Raw genomic sequence first — 16,622 nt, forward strand, 5'->3', positions numbered from 1 at the left:
GACTCGACACCCACATGATCACCAGCGGCCATGCCTGTTCTGCGTCCAGGGTCGCCTCCGACAGAAGTCGACAAGCCGTCATATCCGGAACTCAAAGGCCCTGCTCGCCCACCCGCCACCCACCACCAACCACCAACGGCAGCTCTTCCGTCGAAAGAACGACGTGGCAGGGCAGACCTGTGCCGGTAGACGTCAGCCCCTCAATGCCGGCACGGCGCCAGGCTCCATGAGGACTTCTTCCGGGGCGCCAGGGAAGCCGGCCGCCCAACCCTCCGGCAGCAGGGCCAGCACCCACGACCCCGTCTGCTCCGTGACAGCTCGGCCTCCAGCGGCGCCGGGTCTCGGGCCCGTACGCCCGGCAACAACTGGTCCTCAGGGGGGGCAGGAGGCCGCGGGGCACTGGACCGGTGGCTGAAGCGTCGAGAGCCGGTGGCTGAAGCGTCGAGAGGGGGCGCCCGGAAGGTGTTGCCGTCAGCCACTACCGTGAACGCCCCTGTGACTCATGATCACAGGGGCGTTCACGCTGTTCAGCAGCTGAGCCGACTGTCGGGTTCGAACCGACGACCTTCGCTTTACAAGAGCGGTGCTCTACCAGCTGAGCTAAGTCGGCGAGGCGTGTCCGTACGGGTGGCGGGGCCGTGCGTACGGGCAGGTGGACCCAGGGTACACAGTGCGGCTTCCGGTGTTCCACCACGATCGGCCGGCTGCCCCGCGGGCCTGTGGCGCGGGTGGCGGGCGGGCGAGGGGTGGGCGGCCGGCCGGTGAGCAGGAGTCGAACTCGTGACCTCCGGAGTACTGACACCGGCCGGGGTGCAGGGGTAGCGTCCACGCCAGCCCACGCAGTGGGCCGGACCGCGCGGGCAGGTCAGTGCGCGTCCACAGCACCTTTACTCGGATCGTCCGGCACGTTCCTGCCGGTGAAGGGACATACCGCCATGGCATCGGTCACCTATGACCAGGCAACCCGCATCTACCCGGGTGGCGACAAGCCCGCCGTCGACAAGCTCGACATAGCTATCGAGGACGGCGAGTTCCTCGTTCTGGTCGGCCCCTCCGGCTGCGGCAAGTCGACCTCGCTGCGCATGCTCGCCGGCCTGGAGGACGTCAACGACGGCGCCATCCGCATCGGCGACCGCGACGTCACCCACCTGCCCCCCAAGGACCGGGACATCGCCATGGTGTTCCAGAACTACGCGCTGTACCCGCACATGACCGTCGCCGACAACATGGGCTTCGCCCTGAAGATCGCCGGCGTGCCGAAGACCGAGATCCGCAAGAAGGTCGAGGACGCGGCGAAGATCCTGGACCTCACCGAGTACCTGGGCCGCAAGCCCAAGGCGCTCTCCGGTGGTCAGCGGCAGCGTGTGGCGATGGGCCGGGCCATCGTGCGTGAGCCCCAGGTCTTCCTGATGGACGAGCCGCTGTCCAACCTCGACGCCAAGCTCCGCGTCCAGACCCGTACGCAGATCGCCAGCCTCCAGCGGCGCCTGGGCATCACCACCGTCTACGTCACGCACGACCAGGTCGAGGCGCTCACCATGGGCGACCGCGTGGCAGTGCTCAAGGGCGGCCTCCTCCAGCAGGTCGACAGCCCCCGCAACATGTACGACCGGCCGGCGAACCTGTTCGTCGCGGGCTTCATCGGTTCGCCTGCCATGAACCTGGTCGAGGTGCCGATCACCGACGGCGGCGTGAAGTTCGGCAACAGCGTGGTGCCGGTGAACCGCGAGGCGCTGACCTCCGCGGCGGACGGCGGCGACCGCACGGTCACCGTCGGCGTGCGCCCCGAGCACTTCGACGTGGTCGAGCGGGGCGGCGAGGCCGCGGCGAAGTCGATGAGCAAGGAGACCGCGGACCAGCCCGCCGGCCTCGCCGTCACCGTCAACGTCGTCGAGGAACTCGGCGCCGACGCCTACGTCTACGGCACGGCCGAGGTCGGTGGCGAGCAGAAGGACCTCGTCGTCCGCGTCGGCGGCCGCAGCGTGCCGGACAAGGGCAGCCAGCTCCACGTGGTGCCGCGTCCCGGCGAGACGCACGTGTTCTCCACCTCCACCGGCGAGCGCCTGAGCGACTGATCACCGAGCGACTGATCACCGAGCGCATGAGCGACTGACGCCTGAGCGTCCTCACAGTGGTCCCAGCGGCGGCCCGCCGCACCTCGCCGAGTCCCCGGAAAACCGCACCACGCCGGACCACGCCGGACCACGCCGGACCGCACCAACACCAGCCGGACAGCGCCGGACCACTGCCGGCAGACACCCGCGGACAGCCCCGGACGCCCAAGTCACCAGGGTCGGGCGCACCACCGCGACCGGGTGCGTCACCAGGGTCGGGCGCGCCACCGCGACCGGGTGCGTCACCACGACCAGGCGTGCGCACCACGATCGGGCGACCCAAACCCGGGGTTTGGGGCAGGCGGGGGTGCGCTGCGCCGCAAATCGGGTCGGGACAAGGGCTCTTCGGGGACCAGTTGGCCGGACACTTCACCCTTTTCGGTTCCAGTCGTCAACATGGTGCACTTCTCGACGCCGTTTTCTGTCCCTCGAAGAGGTGACCAAATGTCGCCAAATCATTACTCCTCGCTACCATCGCGTCGTGAACTACGCACGCCGCATCGGCCGATCCCTCGCCTTCATGCTCCCCGTGGTGCTCGTCCTCTCGGGCACCCTCGCCGTGGCCCGCGTCCCGTGGGCGTCGACGACCTCCGACGCGCAGGTCCTCACGGCCGCCACGTCCTCCGACAGCGCGGCCCGCAAGAGCCGCCCGCAGGCGCCGCAGGACGTCCTGCGCAACCGGCTCCTGGACGAACTCCAGGAGAAGAACCCGGGCGTGGCTCTCACCGACCTCCAGAAGGCCACCACCGAACGCCCCTCGCTGGCCCGCTACTGCGCCTCCATCGCGCGTGCCCTCGGCCGGGCCGCCGTGGCCAAGTACGGCGCCGGCCACCGCGCGCAGTCCTTCTCCCGTCCGGTGTGCGACACCTCCTTCGCCGGCGGCGTCGCCTCCGCGCAGTGACCCCGGATCCCACCCAGCGACCACACACCCGCCCGTCCCACCGTCCGCAGTACCGCCCGCACCCCCGGTGCCCGGGCACCCGTACTCCGGACGCCCCCGCCCCCGTCGCCCGTCCTGCGCCCGCGCGTACGACGGGCGACCTCATGTCGTCCCCCGGAGCCCCCGACCGTCCCATCCGGCCACGCCCGTCCTGCCACGCCCTGCCACGCCCGGCCGTCCGCGCCCACCCCGCCACGCCCTGCCACGCCCGGCCGTCCGCGCCCGCCCTCCACGCTCGTCCTGCCACGCCCTGCCACGCCCTGCCACTCTCTGCCGTCCGCGGCACGTCCCCGCCGTCCGCGGTACGTCGACGCCGCGGTGCCGGCCCCGGCGCACCGTGTCGGGCATAGGCTGCGCGGCATGACAGGCGCCACCCCCTCCTCGCCCTCGCCCCTCCACCGTCCGACCCAGGCCGTCGTCCTGGCGGGCGGGCAGGGCACCCGCCTGCGCCCGTACACCGACGACCGGCCGAAACCGATGGTGGAGATCCCCGGCACCAGGACGCCCATCATCGGCCACCAACTGGCCTGGCTCGCCGAGGAGGGCGTCACCGACGCCGTCGTCTCCTGCGGCCACCTGGCCGAGGTGCTGGCGGACTGGCTCTCCCGCACCGAGCTCCCGCTGCGCGTGACGACGGTCGTGGAGAAGGAGCCGCTGGGCCGCGGCGGCGGGCTGAAGTACGCCGCCGCCTCGCTGCCCCGGCCCGACTGCCCCTGGTATGCCACCAACGGCGACATCTGGACCCGTTTCAGCCTCCGCGAGATGGCCGACTTCCACCACGAGCGCGGGGCGGTGGCCACGCTGGCGCTGGCCCGTCCCCGCATCCCCTGGGGGGCGGTGGAGACCGACGAGTTCGGCCACATCCTCGACTTCATCGAGGCCCCGCCCTCCCCGTACCTCATCAACGCGGGGGTGTACGTGTTCTCCGCCGACTTCGCCGGCCTGCTGCCCGACCGCGGCGACCACGAACGCACCACCTTCCCCCGCCTCGCCCGGGACCGTCACCTCGCCGGGTACCCCCTGCCGCACGGCGCCTACTGGCGGGCCATCGACACGGCCAAGGACCTGACGGAGGTGGCCAGGGAACTGGCGGGCCACCGGGGCTGAACCCGGAACGGTCCGGGCACCGCCCCGCCCCCGGGGCGGTCACCGGCCCACGACCGCCGCGCACCGGCCGAAATCCCCCGGAGCGCCCACCGCGTGGCCCCGGACGGCCCGGTACGCCCGCCCCGCCGCCCCAGCCCTACGCGGCACCGGGCCCCACCGCGCCCCGCCCCCGGAAACGCGGACGCACAACGCCCACGTGGCCGGCGCCGCGGGGTGCGGTACCGGCCACGTGGGCGTGGTGGGGGCGGTGGTGCGTCAGCCGCCGAGGAGGCCGCTCAGGGCACCCCGGCTGCCGCCGGAGCCCCCGTCCGAGCCGCCCTCGGAACCCGCGTCGCCCTCGCCCGAACCCGAGCCCGAGGCGCCGCCGCCGGAGGTGCCGCCACCGCTGCCCGTGCCACCTGCCGACGGCTGCTGGGGAGCGGTCGGCGGGCGTTGGGGGGTGGTGTTGCCCGGAGTGGTGCCGGCGGAGCCGCCGGTGGTGAGGGAGCCCGTGGCGCTGCCCGAACTGGGTGCGGTACCCGGCGCGGACGCCTCCGGGGAGGCCGACTTGCCGGCCCGGTGGGAGGGGTCGGCGGCGGGGCTGCCCTGGTGCGAGGGCGTCTTGCCGGTCCGCTCGCCGTCCTGCGAGCGGGCGGAACCCTTCCGCTTCTCCTGGGGCAGCGGGGAGCCCTGGAGGTTGTTGACCGGCGGCTCGCCGGGGCCGGGCACGGTCGGCACCGAGGCCGACCGCACGGCGCCGCCCAGCAGCGACCCGACGAGCAGCGTCAGCCCGGCCACGACGGCCGTCATCACCCCGCCGCGCCGCAGCACCCGGCGCCGCAGCTCCGCGACCTCGACCCGCGGCCCGAGGGTCCGCCACGCCTCACCCGCGAGCCGGGCGTCGAGGCTGAAGACCGGGGCGCCCGCGATGACCAGCGGGCTCCAGGCGGCCAGGTAGATGATGTCGGGCGTCTCGTAGGCGGGGACGGTGCGCCAGGTGACGGTGACCAGCAGCGCCGTGGACAGCAGCGCGCCGACGACGGCCGCGGCCCGCTGCCACAGCCCGAACATGGTGAGCACCCCGACCACGACCTGGAGGAAGGCCACGGTCAGCCCGGCCCCGACCGGGTGCGCGAGCGCGAAGTCCCGCAGCGGGGCGGCGAGCGCCCAGGGGTGGAGGGAGTTCAGCCAGGTCACCATCGACCCGCGCTCGCCGCCGTCGAAGTACACCGGGTCGCAGAGCTTGCCCATGCCGGCGTAGATCGAGATGAAGCCCAGGAAGACGCGGAGCGGGAGCAGCACCACGCCCAGGTTCATCCGGTGCCCGGGGTAGTAGGCGTGGCGCACGGAGTCCCCGGCCGGGCGCCGGCCGAAGCGGCGGGCCGGCGCGGGGGCACCGGATGCCTCCTCCGGCTCGTCCCACCCGGTGCCGCCGCCGTCCGCCCCGGATCCGCCCGCGGGCCCGGCAGGGCTCTGCGCGGGGACGAAGAGGTCGTCGTAGGCGCCCTCGGTGGGACGGACGCCCTGCAACAGGCGGGTGTCGGCGTCGGCGGCGTCGCGCGGCCCGACGACGGAGGGGGCCAGGGCGGTGTGCGCCGCGTCCCCCTCGGAACGGGAGCCGCCCCCTCGCACCCGCGGCAGGACCTGGGTGGCGCCGGCCGGCAGGGCGAAGCCCCCGGCGGGGGCCCCGCTCTCCGGTGCGGCCGGCAGGGCGCGGGCGGTGCGCTGGACGGCGTGCCGGAGCTGGTCCGCGGCGGCCGGGTCCACGCCGTCCGGTCCGCCGCTCCAGAGCACCGGGGCCCGGCGCCGGGTCACCGCGGTGGCGCCCCGTACCGCGGGCACGACGCGGGCCGCGGTCCCGGCGGTCGACGCCGCCGAGAGCACGGGGAGGCGTGTGGTGTCGGCCAGTGCGCCGCTGACCACGGGCACGGCGAGGCGTACCCGGAAGCTGGCGTGGTTGACGATGACCTGCGCGGGATCGCACGGCACCTTGACCGAGCTCAGGACCGGCTCGTCGTCGAAACTCGACGAGCGTCCCCCCGTAGGTGTGCGGGGTGTTCTTGTGTCCACGCTCATCTAACCGAGTGACCCGCGCTTAAGACACTGCCTTGACCGCGTCGATCTGTCCGAGACCCGTCAAAGATCTTGTGCGGCGGCCGGTGTCGGACCGCGGCGCCGCCGGGCACCGGCCCGCGAGCCCCGGGCGTGGTGCGGTCGGACGGGCGGGCGCGCACGTGCGTGCGGTGTCGCACCCGGCCGCCTCCGGGGCACTCGGAACAACGCAGGACTGCCGGCAGACGTCACGCAGGAGGACAGCATGGCCACTCCTACCAGCCGAGCGATCCAGGTCGCGGCACCGGACGAGACCCTCGGGGAGGTCCGGGTCGAGCAGCGGGAACCCGGTCCCGGACAGGTGCGGATCACCGTGGAGGCGTGCGGCGTCTGCCACTCGGACGCGATGATCATCTCGGGCGCGATGCCCGGTGTGGAGTTCCCCGTGACGCCGGGGCACGAGATCGCCGGCCGGATCGAGACGCTGGGCGAGGGCGTGGCCGGCTTCGCACCGGGGGACCGGGTGGCCGTCGGCTGGTACGGCGGCAGCTGCGGCCACTGCGAGGCGTGCCGGACCGGCGACGGGGTGAACTGCCCGGAGTTGCAGGTCCCCGGGGCCGCCTACCCCGGCGGTTACGCCGACCAGGTGACGGTGCCGGCCGTCGCCCTGGCCCGCATCCCCGACGAGCTGACGGCGGTGGAGGCGGCCCCGCTGGCCTGCGCCGGCGTCACCGTCTTCAACGCGCTCCGCCGCAGCGCCGCCGGGCCCGGGGACACCGTCGCGGTCCTCGGCGTCGGAGGTCTGGGCCACCTCGGGGTGCAGTACGCCGTCGCGATGGGCTTCGACACCGTGGCGGTCGCCCGGGGTGAGGAGAAGCGGGAACTGGCCCAGCAGCTGGGCGCACGCCACTACGTCGACAGCACCGCTGAGGACCCGGCGCAGGCGCTCCAGGCGCTGGGTGGCGCCAAGGTGGTACTGGCGACAGTCACCAACGGCCCGGCCATGACGGCGACGGTCGACGGTCTGCACCGGCGCGGTGAACTGGTCGTGGTGGGGGCCACCCCCGACGTCCTGGAGATCAGCGGCCTGCAGCTGATGGCCGGCGCGCGCCGGGTCTACGCCCACCCCTCGGGCATCGCCGTCGACACCGAAGACGCCATGCGGTTCGCCGTGCAGAGCGGGGTGCGGGCCTGGACGCAGGAGGCGCCGCTGTCCGAGGCGAGCACCGCCTACCAGCGGATGCTCACCGGGAAGGCCCGGTTCCGGATGGTGCTCACCACCGGGAACTGAAACTCCGCCGGGCCCACGGGCGGTGCCGGCAGACGCCTTCACCGCCCGTGGGGGGCGGGTTTCAGGAGGAGGACCTGCGGCGGGCCGCCTCCCACAGCACGACACCGGCGGCGACACCCGCGTTCAACGACTCGGCGCCACCGGGCATCGGGATGCGCACCCGCACGTCGCAGGTCTCGCCGACCAGGCGGGAGAGGCCCTTGCCCTCGCTGCCGACCACGATGGCCACCGGCCCGTCCAGCACCTGAAGGTCCTGGAGTTCCACCTCCCCGTCGGCGGCGAGGCCGACCACCGTGAGACCGGCCTTCTGGTAGGCCTCCAGGGCGCGGGTGAGGTTGGTGGCGCGGGCGACCGGGGTGCGGGCGGCGGTGCCCGCGGAGGTCTTCCAGGCACCGGCGGTCATGCCGGCGGCGCGCCGCTCGGGCACGACCACGCCGTGGCCGCCGAAGGCCGACACCGACCGCACGACGGCGCCGAGGTTGCGCGGGTCGGTGACCCCGTCGAGGGCGACGACCAGCGGGTCCTCACCCTCGTCGAAGGCGTGGGCGACCAGGTCCTCGGGGTGCGCGTACTCGTAGGGCGGGACCTGGAGGACCAGGCCCTGGTGGTTGAGGCCGTTCGTCATGCGGTCCAGCTCGGGCCGCGGGGCCTCCAGCAGGTTGATGTTGCCGCGCTCGGTGGCCTGCCGCAGCGCCTCGCGGACCCGCTCGTCGGAGTCGATGAACTGCTGGACGTACAGGGTGGTCGCGGGCACGCCCTCACGCAGCGCCTCGACCACCGGGTTGCGGCCGACGACCAGCTCCGAGGTGCCCTTGGCACCGCCGCGCCGGGGTGCCGGGCGGCGGTTGGCGGCCTGCTTGGCCTTGGCGTTGGCGATGCGGTTCTTCACGTGCCCCTTGCGGGCGGAGGCGGGCGGAGTGGGGCCCTTGCCCTCCAGGCCGCGCCGGCGGTTGCCGCCGCTGCCGACCTGCGGGCCCTTCTTGCCGGACATGCGGCGGTTGCTGCCTTGGCTGTTGCCGGCCATGGGTCACCTGTCTCTTCACAGCTCGCGCGCCCGTCGGCGCGTGGTGGTTCCTACGGTGGGTGGGGCGTCCGGGCACCGGACGCGCGCCCCTGACGTCGAGTGTCGCCCGGGACCGGGGCCCGGGGCGAACCGGCCGGTCGGGGCGGTGCGGGCCGCCGTGACGGGGCCCGCCCGGTGGGGTGCCGGGCGGGCCGCCGCTCCGGTCAGGACAGCGTCCACCTCGGTCCGGCGGGGGTGTCCTCGATGGCCAGCCCGGACTGCTGGAGGCTGTCCCGGATGGCGTCGGCGGTGGCGTAGTCCTTGCGGTCGCGCGCCGACTGCCGCTGCTCCAGAACGAGGTTGACGAGGGAGTCGACGACGCCGTGCAGCGCCTCACCACGCTCGGAGCCCGCGGCGCCGCCCCTGGTCCACGACGGGTCCAGCGGGTCGAGGCCGAGCACGCCCAGCATGGCGCGGACCTCGGAGAGCCGGGCCACCGCCGTCTCCTTGTCGTCGGCCGTCAGGGCGGAGTTGCCCTGGCGGACCGTGGTGTGCACGACGGCGAGGGCCTGCGGCACGCCGAGGTCGTCGTCCATGGCCTCGGCGAAGGCCGCGGGGACCTCGGCCGCGGGCTCGACCGCCCCGGCGAGTTCGGTGACGCGCTGCGCGAAGCCCTCGATGCGGCCGAAGGCGGCCTCCGCCTCGCGCAGGGCCTCCTCGCTGTACTCGATCATCGACCGGTAGTGCGGGGTGCCCAGGTAGTAGCGGAGCACGATGGGACGCCAGCGCCGGACCATCTCCGCGACGAGCACGGAGTTGCCCAGCGACTTGCTCATCTTCTCGCCGCTCATCGTCACCCAGGCGTTGTGCGCCCAGTACCGCGCGAACTCGTCGCCGTAGGCCCTGGCCTGGGCGATCTCGTTCTCGTGGTGCGGGAAGACGAGGTCGACTCCGCCGCCGTGGATGTCGAAGGTCTCCCCCAGGTACTTGTGCGCCATGGCCGAGCACTCCAGGTGCCAGCCGGGGCGGCCGCGTCCCCAGGGGGTCTGCCAGCTCGGCTCCCCGGGCTTGGCGGCCTTCCACATCGCGAAGTCCCGGGGGTCGCGCTTGCCCGTCTCCCCCTCGCCCGAGGGCTGCCGCAGGTTCTCCAGCTCCTGTCCGGAGAGGCTGAGGTAGTCGGGGAAGGACTTCACGTCGAAGTAGACGTTGCCGTCGACGGCGTAGGCGTGGCCGCGCTCGATGAGCCGGCTCATCATCTCGATCATCTCCGGCACGTGGCCGGTGGCGCGAGGCTCGTAGGTGGGACGCAGGCAGCCGAGGACGTCGTACGCGTCGTTGAAGGCGACCTCGTTCTCGTAGCCGATGGCCCACCACGGGCGGTGCTGCTCGGCCGCCTTCTGGATGATCTTGTCGTCGATGTCGGTGACGTTGCGGACGAAGGTCACCTGGTAGCCGCGGTAGGCGAACCAGCGGCGCATGATGTCGAAGTTGAGGCCCGAGCGGATGTGCCCGATGTGCGGGGCCGCCTGCACGGTGGCACCGCAGAGGTAGATCGAGACACAGCCCGGGACGAGCGGGGCGAAGTCGCGGATCTTCCGGGCGCTGGTGTCGTACAGGCGAATAGTCACCCCACAAGGGTAGCGGGGCCCGGCGGGCGGTCGGCGCCCTTCGCCCCGGTGGGCCCGTACCTCCCGGAACCGGTGCGGGAGCACCCCCGGACGGATCCGCCGGAGCCCGCCGCTGCGACGCGGCGGAACCGGTACGGCCGGCTCCGCCGCGTCCGGCGGGTCAGGGCGTGCGGCGGGGCACGACCAGCGCGGTGGCGATCGCCGCCAGGCCCTCCGCGCGGCCGGTCAGCCCCAGGCCGTCGGAGGTGGTGCCGGAGACCGCGACGGGCGCCCCGGCCGCCTCGGAGAGGACCTTGCAGGCCTCCTCGCGGCGCTTGCCGATCTTGGGTCGTACGCCCACGACCTGCACCGAGACATTGCCGACGGTGAAGCCCGCGGCACGCACGATGCGGGCGGCCTCGGCGAGGAGGGTGAGGCCGGAGGCGCCTGCCCACTCGGGGCGGCCGGTGCCGAAGTGGGTGCCGAGGTCGCCGACACCGGCAGCCGAGAAGAGGGCGTCGCAGGCGGCGTGCGCGGCGACGTCGCCGTCACTGTGGCCGGCCAGCCCGTACCCGCCGCTGTCCGCCTCGTCCCACAGCAGCCCGGCGCACCACAGCGGCCGGCCCGCCTCGAAGGCGTGGACGTCGGTGCCGATGCCCACCAGGGGCAGGGCCGGGAGGTGTTCAGACGTAGCCATCGGTGACCCTCCTGCGGGCGAGCACGGCCTCGGCGAGCAGCAGGTCGAGGGGGCGGGTGACCTTGAAGGCCTCCTCGTGGCCGCGGACCACGACGACTCGCTCGCCCAGACGCTCGACCATGCCGGCGTCGTCGGTGGCGCCCTCCCCTTCGACGGCCACCGTCCGGTGCGCCTTGACGAGCGTGGCGCGGTCGAAGCCCTGCGGGGTCTGCACGGCGCGGAGCCGGGCCCGGTCGGGCGTGGCGACCACGGGTTCCGGCTCGTCCTCGGCGCCCGGGCGGACCTCCTTGACGGTGTCCGCGAGCGGCAGGGCCGGGACCACGGCCAGAGCCCCGTCGCGCACCGCGGCGACGACCGCGTTGACGGTCTCGACCGGTACCAGGGGGCGGGCGGCGTCGTGGACGAGCACCGCCTCGATCGCCTCGGGCACGGCCCGCAGGCCGCAGCGCACGGACTCCTGCCGGGTGTTCCCGCCGGCCACCACGAGGAGGTCGGTCTCGGCCGCCGCGGCCTCGGGCAGCGGGTGGCTGTCGAGGATGCGCCGCACCTCGGCCTCACCGTCGGGCGGGGCGACGACCACCACGAGCTCGACGGCACGGGAGGCCGCCATGGCGCGTACGGCGTGGACGAGCATCGGCATGCCGCCGAGGGTGCGGAGTGCCTTGGGGGCGCCCGGGCCGAGCCGTACGCCCTTTCCGGCCGCCGGGATGACCGCCGCGGTCCGGAGCCGCGGGGGCGAGGCGGACATCTGTTGCGCGTTCAGGGTTTGCTTCCTCAGCCGTCTTGGGTATGGCCTCAAACGTGCCGGACAGGCCGCCCGACCGGACCCCTTCCGTGAACCGGTCGCCGGCGGACCGAGCCTGGCACGTCGGGGCAAGCGGATGATCGTCGTGGGTACAGCGCGGTACGCCCACCACTCACTCGGGCGCCCCGGACCGTCCCCGCAGACGCCGCGGCGCCCGGCGATCGCCCCGACGGGCCTCCTGGAGAGGACCACGTCGTGGGGGCGTCACTCGGGCACCACCGGCGGGTTTCGTCCTGTGCGCGATCCGTCCGTCCTCGTCGTCGGACGGCCCTCGCGGGTCACCGCTGGAGAGGGGAACGGCTCGGCACAGCCGGGTCAGGAGGCGAGCACCTCGTCGAGGAGAGCCTCGGCCTTGTCTTCATTGGTGTTCTCCGCCAGCGCCAGTTCGCTGACGAGGATCTGCCGCGCCTTGGCGAGCATGCGCTTCTCACCGGCGGACAGTCCGCGCTCGCGCTCCCGGCGCCACAGGTCGCGCACTACTTCGGCGACCTTGATGACGTCTCCGGAAGCAAGCTTCTCGAGATTCGCCTTGTAGCGGCGGGACCAGTTCGTAGGCTCTTCCGCATACGGTGCACGCAGCACCTCGAAGACCCGGTCCAGGCCGTCTTGACCGACTACATCGCGTACGCCGACGAACTCCGCATTGTCCGCGGGTACGCGTACCGTCAAGTCACCCTGGGCAACCTTCAGCACCAAGTAGGTCTTGTCCACGCCTTTGATCTGGCGAGTTTCGATGGCCTCGATCAGCGCGGCCCCATGATGGGGATAGACCACGGTGTCGCCAACCTTGAACGTCATGTGACAGGTACCCCTTCCGTGGCTATCCATGCTAACACGGGAACGGCGCGTTCTGAATGGCGTTTTCGCAGGTCAGAGCATATCTCAGGGCTTGACAACAGTGGTCGGGTCATGCTGGGCACCGGGTTCGGGGGCGGGTATCCGCAGGTCGGAGGGGATGTGCACGCGGAGGGAAACATCACCGTCACACCCCTTCGAGAAGCCCGGCACACCGGTGAACGTCCCGGTTTGCCGGAGTCCGGGTGATCGACTTCCCGGGATTCGGCATCACCTTCCCCGGCAGTGCCGCAAGGCCTCACGGGAGAACTCCCGTGCAGTTCGGAGGGTGTACGGGAACATCCTCTCGGCGTGTTCCGCAATATCGGAAATCGATCACCTAATCGATCTACAAGAGGTGGGGAAGTGGTGTGGCGGAGGTGACACGCCCCTCGGTCGCGGTGAATTTCCCGCACCGCTGCGAGTGGGCCGTTCCACCCACCGCACAGCCGCCGGCCAGGTGATTTCCCTGCACCGCGGCAGTCACTCACGGACCCGTCGGCCGGTGCTCGACGGGCGCGCCGCGAACCACCGCGAACCGCCGCACCCGGGGCCCGCCGTGCCCGTGGCCCGCGTCCGCCGCGGAGGTCGCCGTTCGGGACCGGAAGGCGGATGGGCTTCGGGAGGGGCGGTGGGGGCAGCGGGCGCTGCGGCCGGGAGAGCCGCCACGCCGCCGGCGCGGGCCCGTCCCCGGTGGGTGGGGTCGGCGTGGCGGCCCGGTGGCCGGGTGGTGATCGGCGCTGGGGCGGGTCGGGTGCGGCGAGCGAAGGGCGGCTCGATAACCTGGCGGCGCTGCAAAACCCTTAGGGCGGCTTTACGCGGGCGTCGTTTCCGGCGCCGGGACGTGAGCGTCGCCCACCGCCCACCCCGCGACCGGGCACCCCGTTCGGCCGCCAGCTCGTCCAAGGAGAAGCCGCCGCCGTGAGCCTCCCCAGCCTTCGCCGCGGTGCCCGTCGCGGCGCCGTCGCCGCCGTGCTCGGCCTGTCGGTCCTCTCGCTGTCGGCCTGCGCTGCCGGCAACGACGCGCAGACCAACGAGATCAAGCCTGACAACGCCGCGGTCTCGGTCGGCGACATCAAGATCCAGAACGCCTCCGTGGTCACCCAGGCGGCCTCGGACGCCAAGGGGCCGGCCACGGTCACCGCCCGGATCTTCAACTCCGGCACCCACGCCGAGACGCTGAAGTCGGTCACCGTCGTCGGCTCCGGCGAGAAGGCGCAGCTCAGCGCCGCCAAGGGCGGCGGCTCGATCACCGTCCCGGCCGGTGGCTGGGTCATGCTCGGCGGCAAGAACAACGCCTCCGCCGTCATCAAGAGCGGTCGTGAGTCCGTCCAGGACGGCAACTCCCAGGCCGTGGCCTTCGAGTTCAGCCGCGCCGGCAAGGTGCAGCTGAGGGCCCTCGTCGTGCCGGCCAAGGGCAGCTACGCCGACTTCGGCCCGACCGGCGGGCCCTCCCCGAGCGCCTCGAACGGCTCCTCCCCCTCCGGCAGCGCTTCGCCGGGCGCCTCCGGCTCCCCCAAGTCCTCGGGCTCCCCGGCGTCGCCGTCCGCCTCCTGACCGGGGCGCAGGGGCGCCCGTGCGGCAGCCGCGGGACCGTGCGCCCGCGCGGCAGCCGGACCCGCCCGGAACGGTGACCACCGGACGCCGAGGGCGCCGCTCCCCTCCACGGGGTGCGGCGCCCTCGGCGTTCCTCGCGCAACGGCCCGCGACGGCCGCGCTGCGGGGGTGGTGTCTAGGGCTCGAACTTGTAGCCGAGGCCGCGGACGGTGACGAGGTAGCGCGGGGCGCCGGGGTCCGGCTCTATCTTGGCGCGCAGCCGCTTGACGTGGACGTCGAGTGTCTTGGTGTCGCCCACGTAGTCGGCGCCCCACACCCGGTCGATGAGCTGCATGCGGGTGAGCACCCGGCCGGCGTTGCGCAGCAGCATCTCCAGGAGGTCGAACTCCTTGAGCGGCAGGTCGACCTTGCCGCCGTCGACGGTCACCACGTGCCGGTCGACGTCCATCCGGACCGGACCGGCCTCCAGGGCCTGCGGGGCGACCTCCTCCGGTTCGCCGCGGCGGCGCAGCACCGCACGGATGCGGGCCACCAGCTCGCGGGAGGAGAACGGCTTGGTGACGTAGTCGTCGGCGCCTATCTCCAGGCCCACGACCTTGTCGATCTCACTGTCCTTGGCGGTGACCATGATCACCGGGACGTTGGAGCGGCCCCGCAGCTGCCGGCAGACCTCGGTGCCGGGCAGGCCCGGCAGCATCAGGTCGAGCAGGACGAGGTCGGCGCCGTTGCGCTCGAACTCGTCGAGGCCCTCGGGTCCGGTGGCCGCGATAGCCACCTCGAACCCTTCTTTGCGCAGCATGTAGGACAGCGCGTCACTGAAGGACTCCTCGTCCTCGACGACGAGCACACGGGTCACGGAAGGACCTCCGGGGCGGTTTCGGGGGTGCACGAGGCGCCGGTCGGGGCGCTGCGCGGCACGGGGTGGAGGGTGCCGGCCGGCAGGCCGGTCCGGTGGGCGCTCGGCAGGTCTTCGTCGTCCTGCCCGTCCTGTCGGGCGACGGCAGCGGCGCCGGCGCCCTGGTGGTCTGCGGTACGGGTGGTGGGAGGGGCACCCGCGGGGCGGGTGGGCCGGTGTGCGCTCCCGGGGCCGGAGGAGGGGGCCTCGGGGCCGGAGGAGGAGGCTTCGGTTCCGTCGGCGGGGGCCTCGGAAGCGTCCTCGACGGCCCCGGTCGGGCCGGCCTCGCGGTGCTCCGCGGTCGGCCGTGCGGGGTCGCGGTCGCGGGGCGGGCCGGCCTCGGGGAGGTGCAGGGTGAAGGTGGAGCCCTGGCCCTCGGCGCTCCACACGGTGACCTCGCCGCCGTGCGAGGCCGCCACGTGCTTGACGATGGCCAGGCCCAGTCCGGTGCCGCCGGTGGCGCGGGAGCGGGCGGGGTCGACGCGGTAGAACCGCTCGAAGATGCGTTCCCGGTCCTTCTCGGAGATGCCTATGCCCTGGTCGGTGACGGCGATCTCGACGAAGGCGCCGGAGCCCATGCCCTGGCCCCCGCGGGGCCCGGGGACGCGGCGGACGGCTATGCCGACCCGGGTGCGGGCCGGGGAGTAGTTCACGGCGTTCTCGACGAGGTTGCCCAGAGCCGCGGCGAGCTGGCCGCGGTTCCCCCAGACGTACAGGTCGCAGGCGCCCGCCGGGGCGATGGTGATCTGCTTGGTGGTGGCCGGCTGGCGGCACCGGTCGACGGCCTCGGTGACCAGTTCGTCCACCCGGACCGGCTCGGCGTCCTCCAGCGGGTCGTCGTTCTGGACGCGCGAGAGGTCGATGAGTTCCTGGACCAGGTTGGTCAGGCGGGTGGCCTCGGTCTGCATGCGACCGGCGAAGCGCTGGACCGCCTCGGGGTCGTCGCTCGCGTCCACGACGGCCTCGGAGAGCAGGGAGAGCGCGCCGACCGGCGTCTTCAGTTCGTGGCTGACGTTGGCGACGAAGTCGCGCCGGACCGCCTCGATGCGGCGGGCCTCGGTCAGGTCCTCGACGAGGAGCAGGACCAGGCGCGAGCCCAGCGGCGCCACCCGGGCGGAGACCGCCAGCGCCTCGCCGCGTCCGGTGCCGCGCCGCGGCAGGTCGAGTTCCACCTGACGTATCTCGCCGTCCCGGCGGGTGTCGCGGGCCATCTTCAGCATCGGCTCCACCGCGAGCTTGCCGCCTCTGACCAGTCCCAGCGCGTATGCGGCGGAACTGGCCTTCACCACGCCGTCCGACTCGTCGAGCACGACGGCGGAGGAGCGCAGAACGGACAGGACGGTGTCGACGCCGGGCGGCAGGACGGCCTCGGTGTGCAGGGCGGTGCGCATGGGCTTGGTCTGGTCCCGTTCACTCCATCGGAACGCGAGCATGGCGATGACGCCGGTGACGACCCCGGCGATCGCTGCCACTGCGGCGAGGGCCGCGTTCACGTTCATGCGTCCAGGTTAGGCGCCACTGTTCGCCTCTCCCCAGCCGACGAGGGCCCTCCTCGCCGAGGCGTCGCCCAGAGTTCACCTTGAGGTAGGCGCTGGTTCACTCACGCGGACAGGGAGCGTCACGTGGCGGCCGGAAGGTTGCGGCGTGACCGGGTCGGGCTCCGGCCCGGCAGGCCCCGCTTCGGGCGAGGCCCGCAGGTCAGCGCCGTGGAGCGGGTGCGCCTCGTCTCGGGTACGCCCCG

Annotated in this window: 13 protein-coding genes and 1 tRNA gene; 5 read left to right on the plus strand and 9 right to left on the minus strand. The window is 73.4% G+C overall.

Features of this window, described 5'->3' with window-relative positions:
* Positions 1-537: 537 nt before the first annotated feature.
* Positions 538-610 (minus strand) — tRNA-Thr (locus ACFV3R_RS24505).
* Between the two features lie 325 nt (positions 611-935).
* On the opposite strand from ACFV3R_RS24505, the gene ACFV3R_RS24510 reads away from it, so the two are divergent.
* The 3 genes from ACFV3R_RS24510 to ACFV3R_RS24520 all read left to right on the plus strand — a co-directional run bounded on the left by ACFV3R_RS24510 (position 936) and on the right by ACFV3R_RS24520 (position 4,161).
* The gene (locus tag ACFV3R_RS24510) at positions 936-2,075 is read left to right on the plus strand and encodes an ABC transporter ATP-binding protein (protein ID WP_385587024.1); all 1,140 of its coding nucleotides are present in this window, start codon (positions 936-938) and stop codon (positions 2,073-2,075) included.
* A 559-nt stretch (positions 2,076-2,634) separates the two neighbouring features.
* Positions 2,635-3,015 (plus strand): hypothetical protein, encoded by a 381-nt coding sequence (locus tag ACFV3R_RS24515; protein WP_385587249.1) that lies wholly within the window; start codon positions 2,635-2,637, stop codon positions 3,013-3,015.
* A gap of 399 nt (positions 3,016-3,414) precedes the next feature.
* The gene (locus tag ACFV3R_RS24520) at positions 3,415-4,161 is read left to right on the plus strand and encodes an NDP-sugar synthase (RefSeq protein WP_385587027.1); all 747 of its coding nucleotides are present in this window, start codon (positions 3,415-3,417) and stop codon (positions 4,159-4,161) included.
* Positions 4,162-4,416: 255 nt separating this feature from the next.
* Here the strand turns inward: ACFV3R_RS24520 and ACFV3R_RS24525 are convergent, their stop codons facing one another.
* The gene (locus tag ACFV3R_RS24525; protein ID WP_385587030.1) at positions 4,417-6,216 is read right to left on the minus strand and encodes a DoxX family membrane protein; all 1,800 of its coding nucleotides are present in this window, start codon (positions 6,214-6,216) and stop codon (positions 4,417-4,419) included.
* A 241-nt stretch (positions 6,217-6,457) separates the two neighbouring features.
* Here ACFV3R_RS24525 and ACFV3R_RS24530 point away from each other — a divergent pair, with 241 nt between their 5' ends.
* Positions 6,458-7,483 carry an alcohol dehydrogenase catalytic domain-containing protein gene (locus ACFV3R_RS24530; protein WP_385587033.1) on the plus strand — a complete coding sequence of 342 codons (1,026 nt, stop codon included), beginning with the start codon at positions 6,458-6,460 and terminating at the stop codon, positions 7,481-7,483.
* A gap of 61 nt (positions 7,484-7,544) precedes the next feature.
* Here ACFV3R_RS24530 and rlmB read toward each other — a convergent pair whose 3' ends face one another.
* The 5 genes from rlmB to ACFV3R_RS24555 form a co-directional block, all read right to left on the minus strand.
* Positions 7,545-8,507, minus strand: coding sequence for a 23S rRNA (guanosine(2251)-2'-O)-methyltransferase RlmB (gene rlmB, locus ACFV3R_RS24535; protein ID WP_385587036.1), 963 nt, complete (start codon positions 8,505-8,507; stop codon positions 7,545-7,547).
* 203 nt (positions 8,508-8,710) lie between these two features.
* Positions 8,711-10,114, minus strand: coding sequence for a cysteine--tRNA ligase (gene cysS, locus ACFV3R_RS24540; protein WP_385587039.1), 1,404 nt, complete (start codon positions 10,112-10,114; stop codon positions 8,711-8,713).
* Between the two features lie 160 nt (positions 10,115-10,274).
* Entirely contained in the window at positions 10,275-10,790 is a 516-nt protein-coding gene (gene ispF / locus ACFV3R_RS24545; RefSeq protein WP_385587042.1) for a 2-C-methyl-D-erythritol 2,4-cyclodiphosphate synthase, read from the minus strand.
* Positions 10,777-11,538, minus strand: coding sequence for a 2-C-methyl-D-erythritol 4-phosphate cytidylyltransferase (gene ispD / locus ACFV3R_RS24550; protein WP_385587045.1), 762 nt, complete (start codon positions 11,536-11,538; stop codon positions 10,777-10,779). The genes ispF and ispD overlap by 14 nt, the downstream gene beginning before the upstream one ends.
* Positions 11,539-11,910: 372 nt before the next feature.
* Complete coding sequence (locus ACFV3R_RS24555; protein WP_003953493.1) at positions 11,911-12,393, minus strand: CarD family transcriptional regulator; 483 nt, start codon at positions 12,391-12,393, stop codon at positions 11,911-11,913.
* Positions 12,394-13,350: 957 nt separating this feature from the next.
* Between ACFV3R_RS24555 and ACFV3R_RS24560 the strand changes: the two genes are divergently transcribed.
* A complete protein-coding gene (locus ACFV3R_RS24560; RefSeq protein ID WP_385587048.1) occupies positions 13,351-13,986 on the plus strand; it encodes a DUF461 domain-containing protein in 636 nt (211 codons plus the stop codon).
* Between the two features lie 175 nt (positions 13,987-14,161).
* Here ACFV3R_RS24560 and ACFV3R_RS24565 read toward each other — a convergent pair whose 3' ends face one another.
* Both ACFV3R_RS24565 and ACFV3R_RS24570 read right to left on the minus strand, forming a co-directional pair.
* Entirely contained in the window at positions 14,162-14,842 is a 681-nt protein-coding gene (locus tag ACFV3R_RS24565; protein ID WP_385587050.1) for a response regulator, read from the minus strand.
* Entirely contained in the window at positions 14,839-16,380 is a 1,542-nt protein-coding gene (locus ACFV3R_RS24570; RefSeq protein WP_385587053.1) for an ATP-binding protein, read from the minus strand. The genes ACFV3R_RS24565 and ACFV3R_RS24570 overlap by 4 nt, the downstream gene beginning before the upstream one ends.
* Positions 16,381-16,622 lie beyond the last annotated feature (242 nt).

This window comes from Streptomyces sp. NPDC059740 (genome assembly GCF_042733155.1).
Lineage (GTDB): Bacteria > Actinomycetota > Actinomycetes > Streptomycetales > Streptomycetaceae > Streptomyces.

What these genes read in the sequence shown, in the direction of transcription:
- ispD (WP_385587045.1), bottom strand. Translation starts at nt 11,538, where the DNA reads ATGTCCGCCTCGCCCCCGCGGCTCCGGACCGCGGCGGTCATCCCGGCG.
- ACFV3R_RS24510 (WP_385587024.1), top strand. Translation starts at nt 936, where the DNA reads ATGGCATCGGTCACCTATGACCAGGCAACCCGCATCTACCCGGGTGGC.
- ispF (WP_385587042.1), bottom strand. Translation starts at nt 10,790, where the DNA reads ATGGCTACGTCTGAACACCTCCCGGCCCTGCCCCTGGTGGGCATCGGC.
- ACFV3R_RS24525 (WP_385587030.1), bottom strand. Translation starts at nt 6,216, where the DNA reads ATGAGCGTGGACACAAGAACACCCCGCACACCTACGGGGGGACGCTCG.
- ACFV3R_RS24555 (WP_003953493.1), bottom strand. Translation starts at nt 12,393, where the DNA reads ATGACGTTCAAGGTTGGCGACACCGTGGTCTATCCCCATCATGGGGCC.
- ACFV3R_RS24570 (WP_385587053.1), bottom strand. Translation starts at nt 16,380, where the DNA reads ATGAACGTGAACGCGGCCCTCGCCGCAGTGGCAGCGATCGCCGGGGTC.
- ACFV3R_RS24530 (WP_385587033.1), top strand. Translation starts at nt 6,458, where the DNA reads ATGGCCACTCCTACCAGCCGAGCGATCCAGGTCGCGGCACCGGACGAG.
- ACFV3R_RS24515 (WP_385587249.1), top strand. Translation starts at nt 2,635, where the DNA reads ATGCTCCCCGTGGTGCTCGTCCTCTCGGGCACCCTCGCCGTGGCCCGC.
- rlmB (WP_385587036.1), bottom strand. Translation starts at nt 8,507, where the DNA reads ATGGCCGGCAACAGCCAAGGCAGCAACCGCCGCATGTCCGGCAAGAAG.
- ACFV3R_RS24520 (WP_385587027.1), top strand. Translation starts at nt 3,415, where the DNA reads ATGACAGGCGCCACCCCCTCCTCGCCCTCGCCCCTCCACCGTCCGACC.